The sequence below is a fragment of the Novosphingobium sp. BL-52-GroH genome, from assembly GCF_044813085.1.
GTDB lineage: Bacteria > Pseudomonadota > Alphaproteobacteria > Sphingomonadales > Sphingomonadaceae > Novosphingobium.
This window is the reverse complement of the sequence record NZ_CP171152.1, coordinates 90,481-109,732: the sequence shown is the minus strand read 5'-3', so window position 1 is coordinate 109,732 and position 19,252 is coordinate 90,481. Positions and strand designations below refer to the sequence as shown.

19 protein-coding genes are annotated in these 19,252 nt (G+C 68.1%); 6 read left to right on the top strand and 13 right to left on the bottom strand.

From position 1 onward, the window contains the following. Positions 1 to 10: 10 nt before the first annotated feature. The 11 genes from ACFFDA_RS13135 to cysD all read right to left on the bottom strand — a co-directional run bounded on the left by ACFFDA_RS13135 (position 11) and on the right by cysD (position 11,507). Positions 11 to 766 (bottom strand): TetR/AcrR family transcriptional regulator, encoded by a 756-nt coding sequence (locus ACFFDA_RS13135; RefSeq protein ID WP_404480902.1) that lies wholly within the window; start codon positions 764 to 766, stop codon positions 11 to 13. Positions 767 to 785: 19 nt separating this feature from the next. Continuing rightward, the gene (locus tag ACFFDA_RS13130) at positions 786 to 2,267 is read right to left on the bottom strand and encodes an aldehyde dehydrogenase family protein (protein ID WP_404480901.1); all 1,482 of its coding nucleotides are present in this window, start codon (positions 2,265 to 2,267) and stop codon (positions 786 to 788) included. 42 nt (positions 2,268 to 2,309) lie between these two features. Beyond that, positions 2,310 to 3,047 carry an SDR family oxidoreductase gene (locus tag ACFFDA_RS13125; protein ID WP_404480900.1) on the bottom strand — a complete coding sequence of 246 codons (738 nt, stop codon included), beginning with the start codon at positions 3,045 to 3,047 and terminating at the stop codon, positions 2,310 to 2,312. 164 nt (positions 3,048 to 3,211) lie between these two features. Beyond that, complete coding sequence (locus tag ACFFDA_RS13120) at positions 3,212 to 3,646, bottom strand: MarR family winged helix-turn-helix transcriptional regulator (RefSeq protein WP_404480899.1); 435 nt, start codon at positions 3,644 to 3,646, stop codon at positions 3,212 to 3,214. 60 nt (positions 3,647 to 3,706) lie between these two features. Next, positions 3,707 to 4,129: a nuclear transport factor 2 family protein gene (locus ACFFDA_RS13115; protein WP_404480898.1), complete on the bottom strand. Its 423-nt coding sequence runs from the start codon at positions 4,127 to 4,129 to the stop codon at positions 3,707 to 3,709. 45 nt (positions 4,130 to 4,174) lie between these two features. Further along, positions 4,175 to 5,884 (bottom strand): class I adenylate-forming enzyme family protein, encoded by a 1,710-nt coding sequence (locus ACFFDA_RS13110; protein WP_404480897.1) that lies wholly within the window; start codon positions 5,882 to 5,884, stop codon positions 4,175 to 4,177. A gap of 80 nt (positions 5,885 to 5,964) precedes the next feature. After that, complete coding sequence (locus tag ACFFDA_RS13105) at positions 5,965 to 6,948, bottom strand: MDR family oxidoreductase (protein ID WP_404480896.1); 984 nt, start codon at positions 6,946 to 6,948, stop codon at positions 5,965 to 5,967. Between the two features lie 209 nt (positions 6,949 to 7,157). Continuing rightward, the gene (locus tag ACFFDA_RS13100) at positions 7,158 to 7,826 is read right to left on the bottom strand and encodes a TetR/AcrR family transcriptional regulator (protein WP_404480895.1); all 669 of its coding nucleotides are present in this window, start codon (positions 7,824 to 7,826) and stop codon (positions 7,158 to 7,160) included. 119 nt (positions 7,827 to 7,945) lie between these two features. Next, positions 7,946 to 8,683 carry a 3'(2'),5'-bisphosphate nucleotidase CysQ gene (locus ACFFDA_RS13095; protein WP_404480894.1) on the bottom strand — a complete coding sequence of 246 codons (738 nt, stop codon included), beginning with the start codon at positions 8,681 to 8,683 and terminating at the stop codon, positions 7,946 to 7,948. Beyond that, a complete protein-coding gene (gene cysN, locus ACFFDA_RS13090) occupies positions 8,683 to 10,605 on the bottom strand; it encodes a sulfate adenylyltransferase subunit CysN (RefSeq protein ID WP_404480893.1) in 1,923 nt (640 codons plus the stop codon). The genes ACFFDA_RS13095 and cysN overlap by 1 nt, the downstream gene beginning before the upstream one ends. Next, positions 10,605 to 11,507 carry a sulfate adenylyltransferase subunit CysD gene (gene cysD, locus ACFFDA_RS13085; RefSeq protein WP_404480892.1) on the bottom strand — a complete coding sequence of 301 codons (903 nt, stop codon included), beginning with the start codon at positions 11,505 to 11,507 and terminating at the stop codon, positions 10,605 to 10,607. The genes cysN and cysD overlap by 1 nt, the downstream gene beginning before the upstream one ends. 98 nt (positions 11,508 to 11,605) lie before the next feature. Here cysD and ACFFDA_RS13080 point away from each other — a divergent pair, with 98 nt between their 5' ends. Further along, complete coding sequence (locus tag ACFFDA_RS13080) at positions 11,606 to 12,706, top strand: helix-turn-helix transcriptional regulator (RefSeq protein WP_404480891.1); 1,101 nt, start codon at positions 11,606 to 11,608, stop codon at positions 12,704 to 12,706. On the opposite strand, the gene ACFFDA_RS13075 is transcribed toward ACFFDA_RS13080, so the two are convergent. After that, positions 12,669 to 13,664: an acyl-CoA dehydrogenase family protein gene (locus ACFFDA_RS13075; protein WP_404480890.1), complete on the bottom strand. Its 996-nt coding sequence runs from the start codon at positions 13,662 to 13,664 to the stop codon at positions 12,669 to 12,671. The two genes, ACFFDA_RS13080 and ACFFDA_RS13075, sit on opposite strands and share 38 nt — an antisense overlap. Next, positions 13,664 to 14,809: an acyl-CoA dehydrogenase family protein gene (locus ACFFDA_RS13070; protein WP_404480889.1), complete on the bottom strand. Its 1,146-nt coding sequence runs from the start codon at positions 14,807 to 14,809 to the stop codon at positions 13,664 to 13,666. Before ACFFDA_RS13070 ends, ACFFDA_RS13075 begins: the two co-directional genes overlap by 1 nt. Before the next feature lie 247 nt (positions 14,810 to 15,056). Here ACFFDA_RS13070 and ACFFDA_RS13065 point away from each other — a divergent pair, with 247 nt between their 5' ends. The 5 genes from ACFFDA_RS13065 (at position 15,057) to ACFFDA_RS13045 (ending at position 19,223) form a co-directional block, all read left to right on the top strand. Continuing rightward, entirely contained in the window at positions 15,057 to 15,371 is a 315-nt protein-coding gene (locus tag ACFFDA_RS13065; protein ID WP_404480888.1) for a Rieske (2Fe-2S) protein, read from the top strand. 240 nt (positions 15,372 to 15,611) lie between these two features. Further along, positions 15,612 to 16,811 (top strand): acyl-CoA dehydrogenase family protein, encoded by a 1,200-nt coding sequence (locus tag ACFFDA_RS13060; protein ID WP_404480887.1) that lies wholly within the window; start codon positions 15,612 to 15,614, stop codon positions 16,809 to 16,811. Position 16,812: 1 nt separating this feature from the next. Further along, positions 16,813 to 17,829 carry an acyl-CoA dehydrogenase family protein gene (locus ACFFDA_RS13055; RefSeq protein WP_404480886.1) on the top strand — a complete coding sequence of 339 codons (1,017 nt, stop codon included), beginning with the start codon at positions 16,813 to 16,815 and terminating at the stop codon, positions 17,827 to 17,829. A gap of 143 nt (positions 17,830 to 17,972) precedes the next feature. After that, positions 17,973 to 18,167 (top strand): hypothetical protein, encoded by a 195-nt coding sequence (locus tag ACFFDA_RS13050; RefSeq protein ID WP_404480885.1) that lies wholly within the window; start codon positions 17,973 to 17,975, stop codon positions 18,165 to 18,167. Positions 18,168 to 18,260: 93 nt separating this feature from the next. Continuing rightward, positions 18,261 to 19,223, top strand: a complete 963-nt coding sequence (locus tag ACFFDA_RS13045) for a cation diffusion facilitator family transporter (RefSeq protein WP_404480884.1) — start codon at positions 18,261 to 18,263, stop codon at positions 19,221 to 19,223. Positions 19,224 to 19,252: the final 29 nt, after the last annotated feature.

Genomic DNA, 19,252 nt, shown 5'->3' with positions numbered 1-19,252 from the left:
TTGGCCGTGGTCATGAGTGGCGGGCGGCGGCCGTGCCTTCCTCCCTGGCATCGCGGATCGCGAACTCCATCAGCCGTGCGCCGGGGACCAGGTAGCGGTCCTCGTTCACTTCCGGACCCATTTCCACCAGCCGGCGCAGTTCGCGGTCGGTCACCAGCGTCACCGAACGCTCGATGCCGATCATCAGCATCGTCGCCATCGAGGTATGCGGGCCGAGACCCAGCGGCTCGTCGCTCATCTGCCGCACGATCAGGCCGATGATCGGGCGGCTGCTGTCGATGCGGTGGCGCATCATGCGTAGGTCCTGCTGGTCCGCAAGCGCGTTGCGCATGTGGAGCAGGCGCGAATGGCGCAGCCAGAAGCCGTGGTAGCGCCGCACGAAGCGGTAGCAGTGGTCGTAAAGCGCGTCGTCCGGCCAGCGCTCCTTGATGACCGAGAGGTAGTCCTCCTGCGCCGTCGCCATGACCGGATCGAGCACCGCCAGCAGCAGCTCGGTGATGTCGGTGAAGTAGTTGTACACCGAGGTCATGCCCAGCGAGGCTCCGCGCGCGACGCGCGCGAGCGTCACCGGCTCGGCGGATTCCTCGATCAGCACGATCGCCGCGGCCAGGATGCGCTCGCGCGTCACCCTGCCCTTGGGGCCCAGCCGCTGTCCGTTGAGATTGTGGCTGACGGTCGCGCACGCCCCCGTCACCGCCGCCGACAGCGACGGCGAAAGGGCCGCGAGGTGGCCCGCGACGGGAGCCCCCTCGTCTTCCTCCGGCACGCTCTCCACCGCGAAAGGCTCAGGCCGCCTCGACCTGTCCGACCGGCCAGGCCAGCATCTTGACGTCGGTATATTCCTCGATGCCCTCGACGCCCCATTCACGGCCCATGCCGCTGGCCTTGAAGCCGCCGAAGGGAATGTCGCCGGCGATGCACATGCCGTTGTTGATGCTCATCGAGCCGGTCTTGACCCGCCGCGCGATATTGATCGCCCGCTCGTGGCTGCCCGACACGCCGCCCGAAAGGCCATAGGAGCTTTCGTTGGCGATGCGGATCGCGTCCTCGTCGTCCTCGTAAGGGATGACGACCAGGACCGGCCCGAAGATCTCCTCCTGAGCGATGCGCATGTCGTTGCTCACGTCGACGAAGCACGTCGGCTCGACGAACCAGCCGCCGCCCTTGTCGGGTCGGATCTGGCCGCCTGCGAGCAGGGTCGCGCCTTCCTCCTGGCCGAGGTCGATGTAGCTCTTCACCCGCTCCATCTGCCGCTTCGAGACGACCGGGCCCATGATGTGCGCCGGATTCTCCACGTCGCCCCAGTTGTCGGCGAACTTGCCGTAGGCGCCCTTGAGGATGGCCTTGGCTTCCTCGTATCGACTGCGGGGCACCAGCAGGCGCGAATGCACCGCGCAGCCCTGCCCCGCATGGAAGACCAGCATCGTCATCGCCACGTCCATGGCGAAATTGGGCGCATCGTCGAGCACGATCTTGGCCGACTTGCCGCCCAGTTCGAGGAACACCCGCTTCAGGGTCGCGGCGCCCTGCTCCATGATCCGCTTGCCGACGCCGGTGGAGCCGGTGAACGAGATCAGGTCGACGCGCGGGTCGGTGACCAGCATCTCGCCCGCCAGCGCCGGGTCGGCGCCGAACACGACGTTGATGACGCCCGCGGGGAAGCCGGCTTCCACCGCCAGTTCGCCGAAGATCGCGCCCATGCCGGGCGTATTGGGCGCGGGCTTGAGAATCACCGTGCAGCCGGCCAGCAGCGCCGCGACGACCTTGCCGATGTTGACGTAGAGCGGCACGTTCCAAGGCGTGATCGCGCCGACGACGCCCACCGCCTCGCGCACGCCGACGCGCTTGTGGATCAGGCCGAAGGCGGCCTTCTCGCCGTAGTCCTTCTCCCAGTCGAGCTTGTCGAACACGGCGAGATATTCGTCCCAGCCGTCCAGCGCCATGCCGACGTGGGCGCGGCCCACCGCACCCTGCGCCGCGCCGGCCTCGTTGATGGCCAGTTCACCCAGCCGCTGGCGTTCGCGTTCGAACAGTTCGCGGTACTTCCTCACCAGCGCCACGCGCTTTTCGCGGTTGGTCGACCAGTCGGTCTCGTCGAAGGCGCGGCGGGCGGCGGCGATCGCCTCGTCCACGTCGGCGGCGGTGGCGTCGGCCGCCTTGCCCGCCGGCGCGCCGGTCCAGGGGCTGATGATGTCGAACGTCGCGCCGCCGGTGGCATCGCGCAGCTTGCCGTCGATGGTGAGCCGGGCATCGGGAAGAGTGGTCATGCAATGATCCTTGGCAAGAATTCGATTAGACGAAGATGGCGCTCAGGCCTTGCGCGCGCCGACGGAGACGTGGGAAACGCGCACGTCCGGCGGCAGGTCGATGACCGCGCGGAACACCCCGGTAACCGAACCGGAATGCGAGATCGGACGGGTCTGCAAGTCGAGGCCGTTGCGGGCGCAACCCGCATGGAAGCGCATCGCGGCATCGCGGTCCCAGGCGGGTGCTTCCTTGCCCTGGTCGTGCATCGGCCCCGCGCGCACGAGCGCGACGCGGATGCCGCTGTCCTCCAGTTCCGCCTCGAGCGCCTCGGTGAAGCGTTCCAGCCCCGCCTTGCTGCACTGGTAGAGCGAAAGCATCACGAACGGCACGGCGACGGATTCGCTGCCGACGTTGATGATGACCCCGCCGCTGCCCATCATCGGGATGGCGGCGCGGCAGCAGTAGATCGGGCCGTTGAGGTTGGTGGCGATGATGGAATCGATCTGCCGGTCGGTGGCCTCGGCCACCGTGAACGGCTCGTAGATCCCGGCATTGTTGATGAGCACGTCGATCGCGGGGTGCATCCGCGCGATCGTGGCGAAGGCGGCGCGCACGGAATCGGCGCTGGCGACGTCGCATTGCACCGCGAGGGCATTCCCCCCGATCTCGTCGGCCACGGCCTGGACCTTGGAGAGCGTGCGCCCGAGCAGCACCACGGTCTCGCCCTCTTGCGCGAAACGCAGCGCGAGGGCCTTGCCGAGCCCGGCTCCGGCGCCGGTGATGACGATCGTCTTGCCCACAGTTCCTCCTCGACCCTGCCGCCCGCTGCATGCGGGTCGGCTGATTGCGCCCACCATAGCGGCTCGCCAATCCCCCGCCTATCGCGACGACGATGGATCGTGTCCGATCGGCCGTGACGCGCCCCGGCGATACCGTGTCGAATACCCGCGGCCCCGGCCCGACCTTATCGATCGAGGGGATCGGTCGCCGCCGGCTTGCCGGTAAGGTTGCCGCGCATCGTCTCCAGCGTCGCCAGAAGCTGCGCCTGGTCGGCCTCGCTGATCCCCGCGAGCGCTTTATCGGAGGTCTCGATGGCGAGCGGCTGGAGCCTTTCGATCATGACGCTGCCGCGCTCGGTGAGGTGGAGGTTCCAGGCGCGGCGGTCGACCGGGTCGGCCCGGCGCTCGACGAGGCCGGCTTCCTGCATGCGGTCGATCATGCGGGCAGCGGTGATCGGTTCCACTTCGAGGATGTCGGCAAGGCCCGCCTGCCGGATGCCCTCGTGCAGGCGCAATACGCCGAGCACCTGCCACTGCGGCCGGGTCACCCCGATCTCGCGCGCCCGCTCGTCGAAGGCGCGCCGCATCAGGCGCGACACTTGAGCCAGGACGTTACCCACCCTGCGTTCCATCGCGGAAAGGCTAGAGCGGCCACCCGGGATTGGCCAGACAATTCGTCGTCACGCGCCGGGGCGGTCCATCTCGACGATCAGGCGGGTGAGGGTCTGGCGGGCAATCCTCCAGCCCTCGGGCGTGCGCACGCAAGTCTCGTGATAATGACCGTATCCGGTGAGCGCGAAGTCGCCCTTGACCACCCGGTCCTGCATCGCCCAGACGGCCTGCGCCTCGTCGCCGTCCAGGGTGATCTGCGGGGAATGGACCTGGTGCGCGGTCTTCGCCTCGGCAAGCGAACGGGCGACCATCGCCACGAAGCGCTCGCGGCCCTGCTCCACCGTGCCGCCGCTCGCACTGGTGTCGATCACGCAGTCGTGCGTGAACAGCGCTTTCCAGCCTTCCCAGTCCTTGGTGTCGAGCAGGCGGCAATAGGCGGCCTTGAGATTGCAGATGGCAAGCCAGTCGGCGAAATCGGGGGTGCCGTGCATGGGTTCTCTCCGGATGGACGCCGCCATGGCCATTCCCGCGACGGTTCAGCCATCCACCCCCGCCAGCCGCTCCGCCGCCAGCTTGCGCAAGTCGGCGGTCTTGATCTTGGCACTACCGGTGGTCTTGAGATCGCTCTCCGCCACGAACAGCACGCGGCGCGGCAGCTTGTAGCTGGCGAGCTTGTCCTTCGCGAAGGCGCGGATCGCCTCGGGGCTCGGGCTCGCGCCTTCCACCGGCACGATGCAGGTCACCACCAGTTCGCCCAGCAGTTCGTCGGGCACGCCCACGGTCTGCGAGACCTTGACCTCGGGATGGGCGCGGATCACCTCGTCGATCTCCAGCGGCGAGACGTTGGCACCGCCGGTCTTGATGATGTCGCCCAGCCGCCCTTCCCAGAACAGCCGCCCTTGCGCATCGACGTAGCCGCCGTCCGCGGTCCGCAGGAACCCTTCGCTGTCTAGCGATTCGTCGAGCGGGATGCCGAGGTAGCCGAGCATCAGCGTCGGTCCCTTGACCGCGATCTCGCCGCGTTCGCCCAGCGGCATCGTCTTGCCGGTCAGCGGGTCGACGATCTTCACCGTCGACCCGGCGGTGGGGACGCCGTGGGAAGTGCCGGCGATCTCGGGCGGCGTTCCCGCCGCGAAGACCGAGATCAGCGTGAAGGTCTCGGTATTGCCGTAGGCTTGGCCCGGCTCCAGCCATTCGACCGAGACGGTGGGATGGCGGGCGATCGGCGTGTTCGCGTCGACGTAGACCAGCGAGGACAAGTCGACCTCGGCGTAGTTCGGCGCGGCCTCAAGCTGCGGCCACTGGTGCGGCCAGGCGAGCGCCATGGTCGCGCGTTCCCTGGCCATGACGTCGAGCGCCTCGGCCGCATCGAACCAGCGCTGCAGCACCAGCGTGCCCCCGCGCGACAGCGTGCCGCCCAGCGCCATGGTGAAGTTGCCGGACCAGAAGAAGCCGTTCGCGGACCATGTGCGCGCCGGAGCATCGTCGCGGATCGCATACCACTGCGGCCAGCGCCACAGTTGCAGGCAGACCCCGCGATGGGCGGACAAGATGCCCTTGGCCTTGCCGGTCGAACCGGAGGAAAACAGCAGGATGCCCGGATCGCTGGGTGCCACGGCGTCGCTCGCGGCCAGCACGAGGTCCTCCGCCACGTCCCGCCCGCGCTCGAGGAAGGCGCCGAAGCCCTCGATCATGCCGAGCGGTTCCTCCGCATCGATCATCGCCGCATGGCGCAGGAACGGAAACTTGCGCGAGGCCAGTTCGCCGGGCGCGCTGGTCAGCACGTCGGGCTCGAGGCCCGCGAGCATCTGCGCGAAGTCCTTCCGAAGCACCGAGCGCTCCAGCAGCAGCACCGAAACTCCCGAGGCCTTGAGCACCACTTCCAGTTCGGTGGGCGTGAAGAACGTGCTGATCGGCGTCGCCACGCAGCCCGCCAGCGCGGCACCGAACACCGCCGAGAGGAACTCCGGCCGGTTGGTCATCAGCACGCCGACCCGGGTGCCCTTGCCGGTGCCGAGTGCGACGAGCGATTTCGCCACCTCCAGCGAGCGCGCGTAGAGGTCGTCGTAGCTCCAGCGCACGATCTCGCCTTCGAGATGGATCACCGCCGCCTCGCGCGGGCCGAATGCCTGCGCGATCTCGCGCACGTAGCCCCCCAGGGTCAGCGCGCCGATGCCCTGCTCTTCGCTCAGGGGAATGCCGTGCACGATGGACAGACCGTCCACCACCTCGACCGAACCCGTCATGCAATGCCCACTTCCTGATTGAAGGTCTTCATTTTCCCGTCATTCCCATGCAGCCCGCGCGGGAACGACGGCAACGTGGCTCAGGCGTTCACGTCGACGATGTAGCGGCCCTTGACCTCGCCGGACATGAACCGGGCCGCTGCCTCGATCGCCTCGCCCAGGCCGATCGTCTGGCCGATGGTGTCGAGCGCCGCCGGGTCGAGGTCCTTCGCCAGCCGGTCCCAGGCCTTGAGCCGCTTGGCCTTGGGCGCCATGACGCTGTCGATGCCCAGCAGGGCGACGCCGCGCAGGATGAATGGCATGACGGTGGCGGGAAGGTCGAAGCCCTGCGCCAGTCCGCAGGCCGCGACGGCGCCGCCGTACCTGGTCTGGGCGCAGGCGTTGGCGAGCGTGAAGCTGCCGGCAGTGTCGACGACGCCTGCCCAGCGCTCCTTCTGCAGGGGCTTGCCCTTGGCGGAAAGCTCGGCACGGTCGATCACCGTCTGTGCGCCCAGGGCCTTGAGGTAGTCCGCCTCGGACGCCTTGCCGGTGAGCGCGGCCACCGAATAGCCCAGCTTCGCAAGGATCGCGATGGCCACCGAACCCACTCCCCCGGTCGCCCCGGTGACGAGCACTTCGCCCTTGTCGGGCGTGACGCCGAAATCGACCAGCGCATCGACGCACAGCGCGGCGGTGTAGCCCGCCGTGCCGATCGCCATCGCCTGGGCCGGAGTGAAGGCGGCGGGCAGCGGCACCAGCCAGTCGCCCTTGAGGCGGGCCTTCTGCGCCAGGCCACCCCAGTGACCCTCCCCCACGCCCCAGCCGTTGAGCACGACCGTGTCGCCGGCCTTCCAGTCGGCGTGGTCGCTCTGGGTGACGGTGCCGACGAGGTCGATGCCGGGCACCATGGGGAACTTGCGCACCACCGGCGAGCTGCCGGTGATGGCAAGGCCATCCTTGAAGTTGAGAGTCGAATAGGCGACGTCAATGGTGACGTCGCCTTCGGGCAGTGCGGCCTCGTCGAGCTGCTGCAGGGTGACGGCCTGGCCTTCATCGGTCTTGTCGATCACGATAGCGGAAAACATGGGGTATCCCTCCTCGACGGGCGTGGCGCTCCCTTGCGGGATCGCGCGCTTGAAAACGTGCCCCCTGCTGAAGGGATCGCAGGCGCCGCGTCAATGGCGCGGGGGACCGGCATCGCCTAGGCGAAATAGTGCGACGACAAGCCGCCCGGACGGGAGGTGAATAGGAGAGCCGATGCGCATCCCGGGCTCGATCCGGGACGACGATGGGCTCAGACGCGTGGCTTGCCGTCTTCGGCCGCCAGCCGCTCCGCGACTTCGGGAAAGCGCGGCGCGTTCATCGAGCCATACATCGACAGGCGCAGGATCTCGTGCGTGAAGCGGTGCGAAAGCACGTTGCGCTCGTCCTCGTTGGCGGCGTGGGAGCGCGCGAAGATCGGCCAGAAGAACACGCCGGCCAGGTTCATCACCGCCAGCACTTCGGCATCGATGCCGGGCATCGCCAGCCTGGTGTCGGCAAAGCGCTGGAGCGATCCGGCGTACTCGCGCCAGAACGGGTCCTGGCTCGGATCGGGCGATGCCAGCACCTGCTGCAGCCACACGCGGCAGATTTCCGGGTTCTCCATGGCGAATCCGCACAGGCGATCGGTGAGCGCGGCGGTGTCCACTTCCTCGACCCGCCGTTCGCCCACGGTCTCGGGATCGCCGAAGACCGCGCGGAACAGCTTGTCCGAGACCCACTGGATAGTGGCCTCGATCAGCTTCTCACGCGTTTCGAAATGCTGGTAGGCGGTGCCCCGGTTTACCGCGGCGAGGTGCGCCACGGCGGACAGGCTGACGCCTTCGAGCCCGTCCTTGGCCAGCAGGATGCAGGCCGCATCGAGGATCGCCTCGCGCGTCGCGGCCGGGTCTCTGACCCTGCGCCTCGTCCTGACTTCCATGGTGTGCCCCCTTCGACCGGAAAGGGCACGGCTATAACGAGAGTGTCACTGACCGACAATGTTGATGATATCGTGGCAATGCTCCCTCGTCCCGGAGCTGGTCCGGGACGAGGGTGCCTTCAAACTAGTGCCGCGACTTCGCGCAGGACCAGCTCGGCATGTTCCTTCCGGCAGATCAGCAGGTCGGGCATGTAGACGTCTTCCCGGTTGTAGACCAAAGGCGTGCCGTCGATGCGCGAGACGTGCAGGCCCCAGCCCAGTGCGACGGCGGCCGGCGCGCAGCTGTCCCATTCGTACTGGCCGCCCGAATGCAGGTAGATGTCCGCCTGCCCCAGCACGATCGCCATGGCCTTGGCGCCCGCCGAACCCATCGGCACCAGTTCCGCACCGATCGCCTCGGCGACGCCGGTGGCTTCCCGGGCGGGACGGGTACGGCTCACCACCATGCGCAAGGTTTCGGGCGCGGGCGGAACTTCGCCCGGCTCGTCCGAGCGCAGCACGAGTCCGGCCCCGGGCAGCGCCACCGCGCCGAGCACCGGCACGCCGTCCACCGCCATGCCGACGTGGACCGCCCAGTCGGCGCGCTCCTCGCCGTATTCGCGGGTGCCGTCGACCGGGTCGACGATCCACACCCGGCTCTTGGCGAGGCGGTCGGCGTTGTCCTTCTCCTCTTCCGAGAGCAGGCCGTCCTCGGGCCGCTGCTCGCGCAAGGCGTGGCAGAGGAACTGGTTCGCGGTCTGGTCCCCGGCCTTGCCCAGCGCCTTGCCGCCGAACAGGCCCGAGGCGCGGACCGAGAGGAGGATCTTGCCCGCCTCGTCGGCCAGCTTCGCGGCGAGATCGCCATCGCTGTAGCTCATCAGATGTCTCCCAGCAGGGTGTCGACGATGAGATTGGCGGCCTCTTCGGGCGAGATCACGGTGGTGTCGACGCGCACTTCGGGGTTGCGCGGCGCCTCGTAGGGACTGTCGATGCCGGTGAAGTTCTTCAGCTCGCCGGCACGTGCCTTCTTGTACAGGCCCTTGACGTCGCGCGCCTCGGCGACCTTGAGCGGAGTGTCGATGAACACCTCGATGAACTCGCCGTCGGGCAGCATCGCGCGCACCATCTCGCGGTCCGCCTGGAACGGCGAGATGAACGCGGTGATGACGATCAACCCCGCGTCGGTCATCAGCTTGGCCACTTCGCCCACGCGGCGGATGTTCTCGATGCGGTCCGCCTCGGTGAAGCCCAGGTCCTTGTTGAGCCCGTGGCGCACGTTGTCGCCGTCGAGCAGGAAGGTGTGCCGGTTCATCCGGTGCAGCTTCTTCTCGACGAGATTGGCGATGGTCGACTTGCCCGAGCCCGAGAGCCCGGTGAACCACAGCACCGCCGGCTTCTGGTTCTTGAGGCTGGCGTGCTGCTTGCGGTCGATGTCGATCGCCTGCCAGTGCACGTTCTGCGAACGGCGCAGGCTGAAGTTGAGCATGCCCGCCGCGACCGTGGCGTTGGTCATCTTGTCGATCAGCACGAAGCCGCCCAGCGTGCGGTTGTCGGCGTAGGGCTCGAAGACGATCTGCTTGTCGGTGGTCAGCTCGGCGACGCCGATGGCGTTCAGTTCGAGCGTCTTGGCCGCCATGTGCTCCATGGTGTTCACGTTGACCGTGTACTTGGGCTCCTGCACCGTGGCCGAGACCGTCTGGGTGCCCAGCTTGAGCCAGTAGGCGCGGCCGGGGATCAGCGCCTCGTCGGCCAGCCACACGACGGTCGATTCGAACTGGTCGGCGGTCTGCGGCGGATTGTCCGCGACCGAGATCACCGAACCGCGCGAGCAGTCGATCTCGTCCTCGAAGCAGACGGTGACGGACTGGCCGGCGACCGCTTCATCGAGGTCGCCGTCGAATGTGACGACGCGGGTGATCGTACTGGTCTTGCCCGAGGGCAGGACACGGATCTTGTCGCCCGGCTTGACGCCGCCCGTGGCGATCAGCCCCGAGAAGCCGCGGAAGTCGAGGTTGGGACGGTTGACCCACTGCACCGGCATGCGGAACGGCTTGTCGGCATCGACCGAGGACAGCACCTCGACGGTTTCGAGGTGCTCGATCAGCGTCGGGCCCTTGTACCACGGGGTATTTTCCGATTTCGTGGTGATGTTGTCGCCCTTGAACCCGGAGATCGGCAAGGCGGTGAAGCTCTCGATCCCGATCGAGGACGCGAACTCGGTGTAGTCCTTGACGATGGCGTCGAACACGACCTCGTCGTAGTCGACGAGGTCCATCTTGTTGACCGCCAGGACGATGTTCTTGATGCCGATCAGGTGGCACAGGTACGAGTGCCGGCGCGTCTGCACCAGCACGCCCTTGCGCGCGTCGATCAGGATCACCGCGAGGTCGGCGGTCGAGGCGCCGGTCACCATGTTGCGCGTGTACTGCTCGTGGCCCGGGCAGTCGGCGACGATGAACTTGCGCTTCTCGGTGTTGAAGAAGCGATAGGCGACGTCGATCGTGATGCCCTGCTCGCGCTCGGCGGCGAGACCGTCGACCAGCAGCGCGAAGTCGATGTCCTGCCCTTGCGTGCCGACCTTCTTGGAATCGGCGGTGAGCGCGTCGAGCTGGTCCTCGAAGATCATCTTCGAATCGTAGAGCAGGCGGCCGATGAGGGTGGACTTGCCGTCGTCGACGCTGCCGCAGGTGATGAAGCGCAGCATCGTCTTGTGTTCGTGCTGGACCAGATATGCGTCGATATCGTCCGCGATCAGCTGGTCGGTGACGTAGACGGCTTCTTTGGTTTCAACGTCGGCCATCAGAAGTACCCCTGCTGCTTCTTGACTTCCATGCCGGCACCGCCGGCGTCCTTGTCGATGGCGCGGCCCTGCCGCTCCGATGTGGTGGTGAGGAGCGTCTCCTGGATCACGTCCGGCAGCGTCTTCGCTTCGCTCTCCACCGCGCCGGTCAGCGGGTAGCAGCCCAGCGTGCGGAAGCGGATCGAACGCATCACCGGGACTTCGCCGGGCTCGAGCGGGAAGCGTTCGTCATCGACCATCAGCAGCATGCCGTCGCGCTCCACGGTGGGGCGCTCGTCCGCGAAGTAGAGCGGGACGATCGGGATGTCGTTGAGGTGGATGTACTGCCAGATGTCCAGCTCGGTCCAGTTGGAGATCGGGAACACGCGGATCGATTCGCCCTTGGCCTTGCGGGCATTGTAGAGGTTCCACAATTCGGGCCGCTGGTTCTTGGGGTCCCAGCCGTGCGAGGAGGTGCGGAACGAGAAGATGCGCTCCTTGGCGCGGCTCTTCTCCTCGTCGCGGCGGGCGCCGCCGAAGGCCGCGTCGAAGCCGTACTTGTCGAGCGCCTGCTTCAACCCTTCGGTCTTCCACATGTCGGTGTGGAGGGCGCCGTGGTCGAACGGGTTGATGCCCTTCTCGATCGCTTCGGGGTTCTGGTAGACCAGCAGGTCCATGCCGCTGTCGCGCGCCATCTTGTCGCGCAGCTCGTACATCGCCTTGAACTTCCAGGTCGTGTCGACGTGGAGCAGCGGGAACGGCGGCGGCGAGGGATAGAACGCCTTGCGCGCCAGGTGCAGCATTACCGCGCTGTCCTTGCCCACCGAGTAGAGCATCACCGGCTTCTCCGCCTCGGCGACGACCTCGCGGATGATGTGTATGGCTTCCGCCTCGAGCCTGTCGAGGTGCGTGAGGGTCTTCATCAGGCTTCCCTTCATTGGGTCGGCCCCGTCGTTCGCAGGGTACGAATCGGCTTTTGCAGGGATGACAGTCGGGCAAACCTCCCATATGGGAGGGCGATATGGCGCTGACATCGACGGACGAGACAGATCTTCTGCTGCCGCTGATAGCCGGAATTGGCGACGCGGCGCAGTTTCGCGAGTTCCTCGGGCGCTTGCGGCGACGGAGCGATGCCGAATACGTCAGCATCGTCATGAAGCAGGGCGACGGCCCGCACGCCCAGATCACCGACTTCCACGCCGGGCGCGACCTGCGCAGCGCCGCGCGCGACCTCGATCCGTTCGAGATGCATGCGCTGGAACGCCTCCATTACGACCAGTTGCGGCCCGGTCGCGTCTATGGCGTCGGCGAATTCGTCGACCACGATCCCGTCTTCCGGGCCGAGCGCATGGCGAAGATGGGCCGCCTCGGCATCGCCGACGAGCGCGTGGTGCGCCTGCCGCGCATCGCCGAGACCGACGCCTGGCTGATCCTCGCCCGGGCCAAGCCCTGCGAGGCGGCGGACAGCGCCCTGCTCTCCTCGCTCGCGCCTTACGTCGAGGCGACGCTGCGCAGCTACCTGGCACTGGAACACCACCGCATCCGCGCGAGCGTGAGCGCACAAGGGATGGCACGCAGCGCCACCGCCTGGATGGTGTTCGACCGCGAGGCCCGCCTGCTGGCGATCGACCCGCGCCTCGATGCCTGGATGCGCGGCAACCTCGACTACGCGCCGCGCCCGGGCGAACGCCTGCGCGACCTCGGCGTCCAGCCCGAGCGGGAACTCGCGGCGGCGGCCCTGCTGTTCACCGCCGACGATCCCTCGGCACGCCCCCCGACACCGCGCCCGGTCCTGCTGCACGAGCATCCGAGACTCGAGGCTCTGCTGACCGCCACCAGCGACATGCCGCGCCCCTCGATGCTGGCACTGTGCCGCCTGCCAAACGCGCGCACCGCGCAGAGCGTCGATCGCCTGGCTCGCCTGTTCGACCTGCCCCCGCGCGAGGCGCAACTGGCGATCGCGCTCAACGAGGGCCAGTCGATCGCGGAAGCCGCCGAGGCTATGGGCCTGACCTTGGAGACGGCGCGCAACTATTCCAAGCGCCTCTACGCCAAGCTGGGCGTGCGCGGACTGCCCGAACTGGTCAGGCTGGTGTGCGACAGCGTGGCGGTGATGGCGTGAAGGGGTGGGACGCACACGCCGTCCCGGACGAGGACCCCGCATCGCCCCACAGCGCCGCCGCCGCCGCCAGCCCCTGCTCCCCGCGCCCGCCCAGTTCGGCAGTGAGCAGCTTGAGGCGGTAGGTCCACAAGTGCAGCGGATGCTCCAGCGTCATGCCCATGCCGCCTAGGAACTGGTGATAGTCGTAGCACACCCGCCTGGCCGCCTCCTGCGCATGGAGCAGCGCCAGCGCCGCGTCCCCCGGATCGCCGGTCCCGGCGGCACGCAGGGCGAGCCAGTGGACGCTGTTGGTGACGACCTGATCCTCGGCCAGACGGTGGCGCATCGCCTGGAACGTCGCCAGCGGGCGCCCGAACTGCTTGCGATCCGACACGTAAGTCACCACGCTGGCCAGCGCCGCGCCCAGCAGCCCCGCCGCTTCCGCCGCGATCGCGACGCGCCACGCGCGCAGGACTTGCGCGGCGTCGACGTCGTGTGCGGTGGTCGCCTCGGGCACATGGGTCAGGAACGCGACCGGATAGGCATAGAGCGTATCCCCCTGCGCCGGCGCGATCATATCGTGCGTCGCGGTGAAGCTGCGCACGCCCGAAGGCCCCACGACCACCACGCTCGCCCCCGGACGCAGGAAGCGGAGCGGCCCGCCGGTGCGCCCTTCCTCGACGAGGCACAGCGGGCGCGGCAGGTCGGGATCGACCAGCGGCCGCACCAGCGCGGATAGGGCCGCCTCCACCGCGAAAGGCAGGCGCGCCAGTTTCTCCACCACCAGCGCGGCGGTGACCGGCCCCAGTTCCTCGACCGCCATCACGTCGAGGAAGCCGTTCTCCACCAGCGCGGCGTCGAGGTCCGCGCTTTCCAGCGCCAGCGAAACGTCGTGCATCGGCAGCGTGGCATAGGGCCGCGCGAGGGCGTCGATGAAGTCGAGGACCTGGACCTGGTCTTCGCTCAGGGCAAGCTGCATCAGCGCGGTTCCCGGGGCAGTTCCAGCACGTCGCTGGCGATGATGTTGAGCTGGATCTCGGCCGATCCGGCGGCGACCCCGGCGACGATGCCGCGCTGGTGGTGCATCTTGAGGTAGGGCGATGCCCCGGCCAGCGCCTGCGGCACGAACTCGACGACGAACTCGCACACCGCCCGCTCGGCCATGACCGTGGCGTAGCGGGCCGAACTCGACTCCGCGCCGATGGCGAGGCCGTCGACGCGCTTCTGGACGACGGCGTAGTTGGCCGTCCTCGCCGCCTCGCACAGCGCCGCGCAGCGGGCCGCCTCGATCCGCACGTTTTCGCGCTCGAACCGGCCCTCGTCCTGCAGCATGGCCACCGCCCGGTCGAGCGCGGCGCGCGCCAGCGTGAAGCGCGGGATGCCCAGCCGCTCGTTGCGCAGCGAATAGGCGACGATCTCCCAGGCCTGCCCCTCGTCGCCGAAGCGCGCGGTTTCGGGCACGGTGACGTCGTCGAAGAAGACTTCGTGGATGTCGCCCTCGCCGATCAGCGAGGGTATCTGGCGGACCGTGATGCCGGGCGTATCCATCGGCACCAGGATGATGGTGATGCCTTTCTTGCGGTCGTCGCTGGTGCGGGTGAGCAGGAAGCAGGTGTCGGCAAGGCCGGCGTAGCTGGTCCAGATCTTCTGGCCGTTGAGGACGTAGTGACCATCGGCAAGCACCGCCCGGGTGCGCAGCGCGGCGAGGTCGGACCCGGCGTCGGGCTCGGAAAAGCCCTGGCACCACAGCGACTGGCCTTTGGTGATCGGCTCGAGGTAGCGGGCTTTCTGCTCGTCGGTGCCGTACTTCTGGAGCGTCGGGCCGATCCAGTTGACGTTCATGTACTGGCCGCCGCGCGGCTCGCCGGCGGTCCACATCTCCTCGGCGAGGATCTGCTGCTCCCACGGGCCCAGCCCGTCGCCGCCCATCTCGACCGGCCAGTGCGGGAAGAGGATGCCCGCGTCCGCGAGCTTGACGCAGAATTCGCGCGCGAAGGCGGTGAGCGCCGGGGATGCCGGGCCGTGCTCGGAGAACGCCTCCCAGTCGCCGGGCAGGTTGGCGTGCAGGAAGTCCCGGATATTGTGCCGGAAGTCGTCCTGCTCGGGTGTCCATTCGAATTGCATCGGCGCAGGCCTCTCCCAGTCCTCGGGCCGTGGGTAGACCCGGCCTGCGGGCGTGAACAAGGGCGGCACCGCGTTTACCGCCGGGACGAACAAGGCACGACGAAACCGGCCTCCCGCCTTCTCCATTATCGCGCCGGCGGCTTTCTCCCGCTCTGGCGCGCGCGGCGCGCTTGCGCCATGAGGGCACGCAAAGCGGGGCCGGAGCAAGGCCCGGGAGAAGAACGATGCAGAAGGTCGAGACAACACGATGAGCGAGAAGGCATTCGTCGCGGTGGCGAAGCTGGAGGAGGTTCCGGCGGGCGGCAAGAAAGTGGTCGAGGTGGGCGGGATCAGCGTGATCCTGGTCAACGCGAAGGAGCGCATCTTCGCAGTGCGCAACTTGTGCAGCCATGCCTACGAGGCGCTGGAGTGCGGCCGGGTGCGCGCGGGATGGATCTCCTGCCCGGTCCACGGCGCCCGCTTCGACCTGGAGACCGGCAAGCCGATCAACCCGCCCGCGACGATGCCGATCGAGACTTACGCGGTGCGCATCGAGGGCGATGTTATCGAGGTGGCGGTGTAGTCAAGGAAAGGCGGCATCACGCGAAGGCGCGAAGGTGACGGTGCTGCGTCGCAGGCTATTTCCTTCAGCGAGGCCGTGGCCCCCGCGCCATCGAGATGGCAAGCGGCCATGCCGCGAGTGCCGCACTTTCGCGCCTTTGCGCCTTCGCCTGAGCCCCCCCTTTCCTGCTTCCCACCCGATATCGCCCGCGCGTACCGCCCCTTGTGGACGCACGGGAGGCCGCTGTGCTTGGACGTGCGGATGACCGATACGCCCGATCTCGAAACGCTGCGCCAGGACGTGCGCGCCTTCCTCGCCGCCGAGGCCCCCACCGGGTGGCGCGACGCGAGCCGCACGCAAGGCGACTTCGTCGCCACCCAGCGCGACTGGTTCGCCCGCCTGGTCAAGGCCGGCTACGCGATCCCGCACTGGCCCGCGCGGTTCCCGGGCGGCGGACGCAGCCTCGCCGAGCAGAAGGTGATCTACGAGGAACTCGCCAAGGCCGATACGCCGCGCCTGCTGCTGTCCTTCGTCTCCACCTACCACGCCTTCGCCACGCTCCACGAATGCGCGAGCACGGAACTCCAAGACAAGTACCTGCCCCGCATCCTCGAGGGCGAGACGTGGTGCCAGGGTTTCTCCGAGCCGGGTGCCGGATCGGACCTCGCCGCGATCAAGACCCGGGCAGTGCGCGAGATGCGCGACGGCCGCGAGGTCTACGTCGTCAACGGCCAGAAGGTCTGGTCGACGATGGCCCAGTTCGCGCAGAAATGCCTGCTGCTGGTGCGCACGTCCTCCGACGGGGCCAAGCAGGCCGGCATCACCTACCTGCTGATGGACATGGCCGCGCCCGGCGTCTCGGTGCGCCCGATCCACCAGATCCAGGGCGACGAGGAATTCGCCGAGATCTTCCTCGACGAAGTGGTAATCCCGGTCACCGAGCGCGTCGGCGAGGAGGGCAAGGGCTGGGCCGTGGCGCAGGCGACGCTGGCCTCCGAACGCGGCCTCACGCTGATGGAACTGAGCTACCGCATGCGCGGCGCGCTCGGCCGCATCGCCGCGCTGGTCCGCGACCCCGAAAGCGGGCACGGCGAGGATCGCGGCGTGCTGCGCGACTTCGGCGAACTGGTCACGCAAGTGGACGCGGTATGCGCCGTCGCCGACCAGTTCCTCGACAACCGCATCAGGGGCGTCGAGCGCATGGGCGACGCCTCGATCGTGAAGAACAGCTACAGCCGGGCACTGCGGGCCTATTCGAAACTGGGCCTGCGCCTGGGCGGCATGGCCGAGCAGTACGTCGCGCCGATCACCTTCGGCGACCTCAATACCGGAAACTGGATGGCCGACTTCATGAACTCCTACGCCTGGACCATCGCCGGCGGCAGCGAGGAAGTGCAGCGCGGCATCATCGCCGAACGCATGCTCGACATGCCGCGCGAACCGAAGAACTGGGTCTTGTGACATGATCGAACTCAACGAACTGACCGATGCCGCGCGCAAGGCCTTTCCCGCCGACGCCCTCTCCCCCGGCCGCGACGAGAGCTGGCGACTGGTGGCCGAGATGGGCTGGCTGCTGGTCCGCCTTTCCGAAGCCGACGGCGGGCTGGGTCTGGGCCGGGAGGCATCGACCGCGATCCATTGCGAAATGGGCCGGGTCCTGGCGACGACGCCGCTGATCCCGGCGCAACTGGGCCTGCAGGCGGTGGCCGCCAGCGATCTCCTCGACGCCCGCGCCGACTGGCTGGAGCGCCTCGCCGCCGGCGAATACGCCCCCCTGCACCTTCTTCCCGCCAGGCTGGCGGCGGCGGCGGACGGCACGATCTCGGGCGTGATCGCCGGCGTGTTCGATGCCGACATGGCGGTAGCCGTGGTCGCCGGGCTGCCTGCCGGCTACGCACTGGTGCCGCGCGACGCGCCCGGCGTCACCATCGTCGAACGGCAGGTGTGGGACCCCGGCCGCCGCCTCTTCGACGTGGTGCTCGAAGGCTATGCGCCAGACCCGGCGCTGCGGCTCACCGATGCCGATGGCGCTGCCGCGCTGCACGACCTGCTCGCGCCCGAGGCTCACCTGGCGATCGCCGCCGACTGCCTCGGCGCCGCCGGGGCCGCGCTCGACCTGACGATCGACTACATGAAGATGCGCCGCCAGTTCGACCGGCCGATCGCCATGTTCCAGGCCCTCAAGCACCGCGCCGCCGACATGAAGACCCGCCTCGCCGCCGCCGAGGCGCTGGTATGGAGCCGCGCGCGCGACGAACAGGCCAGCATCGCGCAACTGGGCGCCGCCAAGACGCTGGCGGCCGAGGCGCTGGCCTTCGTCACCGAGGAGGCGATCCAGCTCCACGGCGGCATCGGCCTGACCGAGGAACACCCCATCCACCACTTCATGAAGCGGGCGATGCTCAATCTCCAGCTTTGCGGTTCGCCCGACCTTTGGAAGGAACGCATGGGCCGCGAAGCACTGGAGAGCCTGAAATAGGCAGGCGCCTTTCTATAAACGCCGCCATTACGAAGAATAACATCGTTTTTCATTTGCGATGATCTGAACCGGTCCGACACTTTTACTCCAGGCAAGGGGAAAATTTCGGCATCGCGCACGTCGGCTGGCTGGTGAAGCTCAAGATGAGCATGCTGCACTTCGAGATGTTCGCAGGCACCGAGTTGGGGGCGCTTTCCACCGATACGCTGCCCTTCCGGCGGCGCGGCGACCTGATCGACCCGACCCCCTATCTCGACGCGGCGCTGCTTCTCAAGGGAGCGACGCAAGGCGAGATCAGGGGCGACGCCGACCCCACCCGCTTCGCCAACGTCGCCTGAGCGAGTCGTTCTGCCCGCTTGCCGCGGAATCGGCATAGGGCAAACTCTCTCGGCGCAGGCGAAACGGGCGGGCGTCTCGTTCGTTGTCCCGCCATGGCCACCGCTAACCCTTCCGCTCCCGACCGGGGCGGTCCTTCGCACATCCGTGACAACATCGTCCTTTACGGGGCGCTCGCGGCGAACGTGGGGATCGCCATCGCCAAGTTCGCCGCGGCGGCGATCGGCGGTTCTTCCGCGATGGCGACCGAGGGCGTCCACTCGCTGGTCGACAGCGGCAACCAGGTCCTCCTGCTCTACGGCCAGAAGCGCGCCCGGCGGGCGCCCGATGCCGGCCATCCCTTCGGCTACGGACGCGAGCTGTATTTCTGGGCCTTCGTCGTCGCGATCCTGATCTTCGCAGGCGGCGCGGGCATTTCGATCTACGAGGGGCTGGCGCACATCCGCGAACCCCACCCGATCGAGGACCCCACCTTGAGCTACGTGGTCCTGGGCATCGCCTTCCTGATGGAGGGCACGTCCTGGGTCCTTGCCGTGCGCGAATTCAATGCCGGGCGCGACGGACAGGGCTGGTGGCAGACGGTCCGCCGCTCGAAGGACCCGCCGGGCTTCATCGTCCTGTTCGAGGACAGCGCCGCGCTGGTCGGCCTCGTCGTCGCCGCGCTCGGCATCTGGGCGAGCGGGTATTTCGGCGATCCACGGCTGGACGGCGCGGCATCGGTGCTCATCGGCCTGGTGCTGGCGGGCGTGGCGGTGCTGCTGGCGCGCGAGTCCAAGGGCCTGTTGATCGGCGAAGCGGCCGATCCCCGCCTTATCGAGCAGTTGCGCGCGGTGATGGACGGCAATGCCTGCATCACCGCGGTCAATCACGTGCGCACCGTCCACACCGGACCCGACGCGGTCTTCGTGGCGATCAGCGCCGACTTCGCCGACGACCTGCCGATGGGCGAGGCCGAGACACTGATCGAGGAACTGGAAACGCGGATGAAGGCGCTCTCGCCCAAGATCACCTCGATCTACATCCGGCCGGAGAAGCGGGAGCAAGCCTTCGTCGGGTGAATGCCCGGCCCGCGTATCCAGGCGGACGG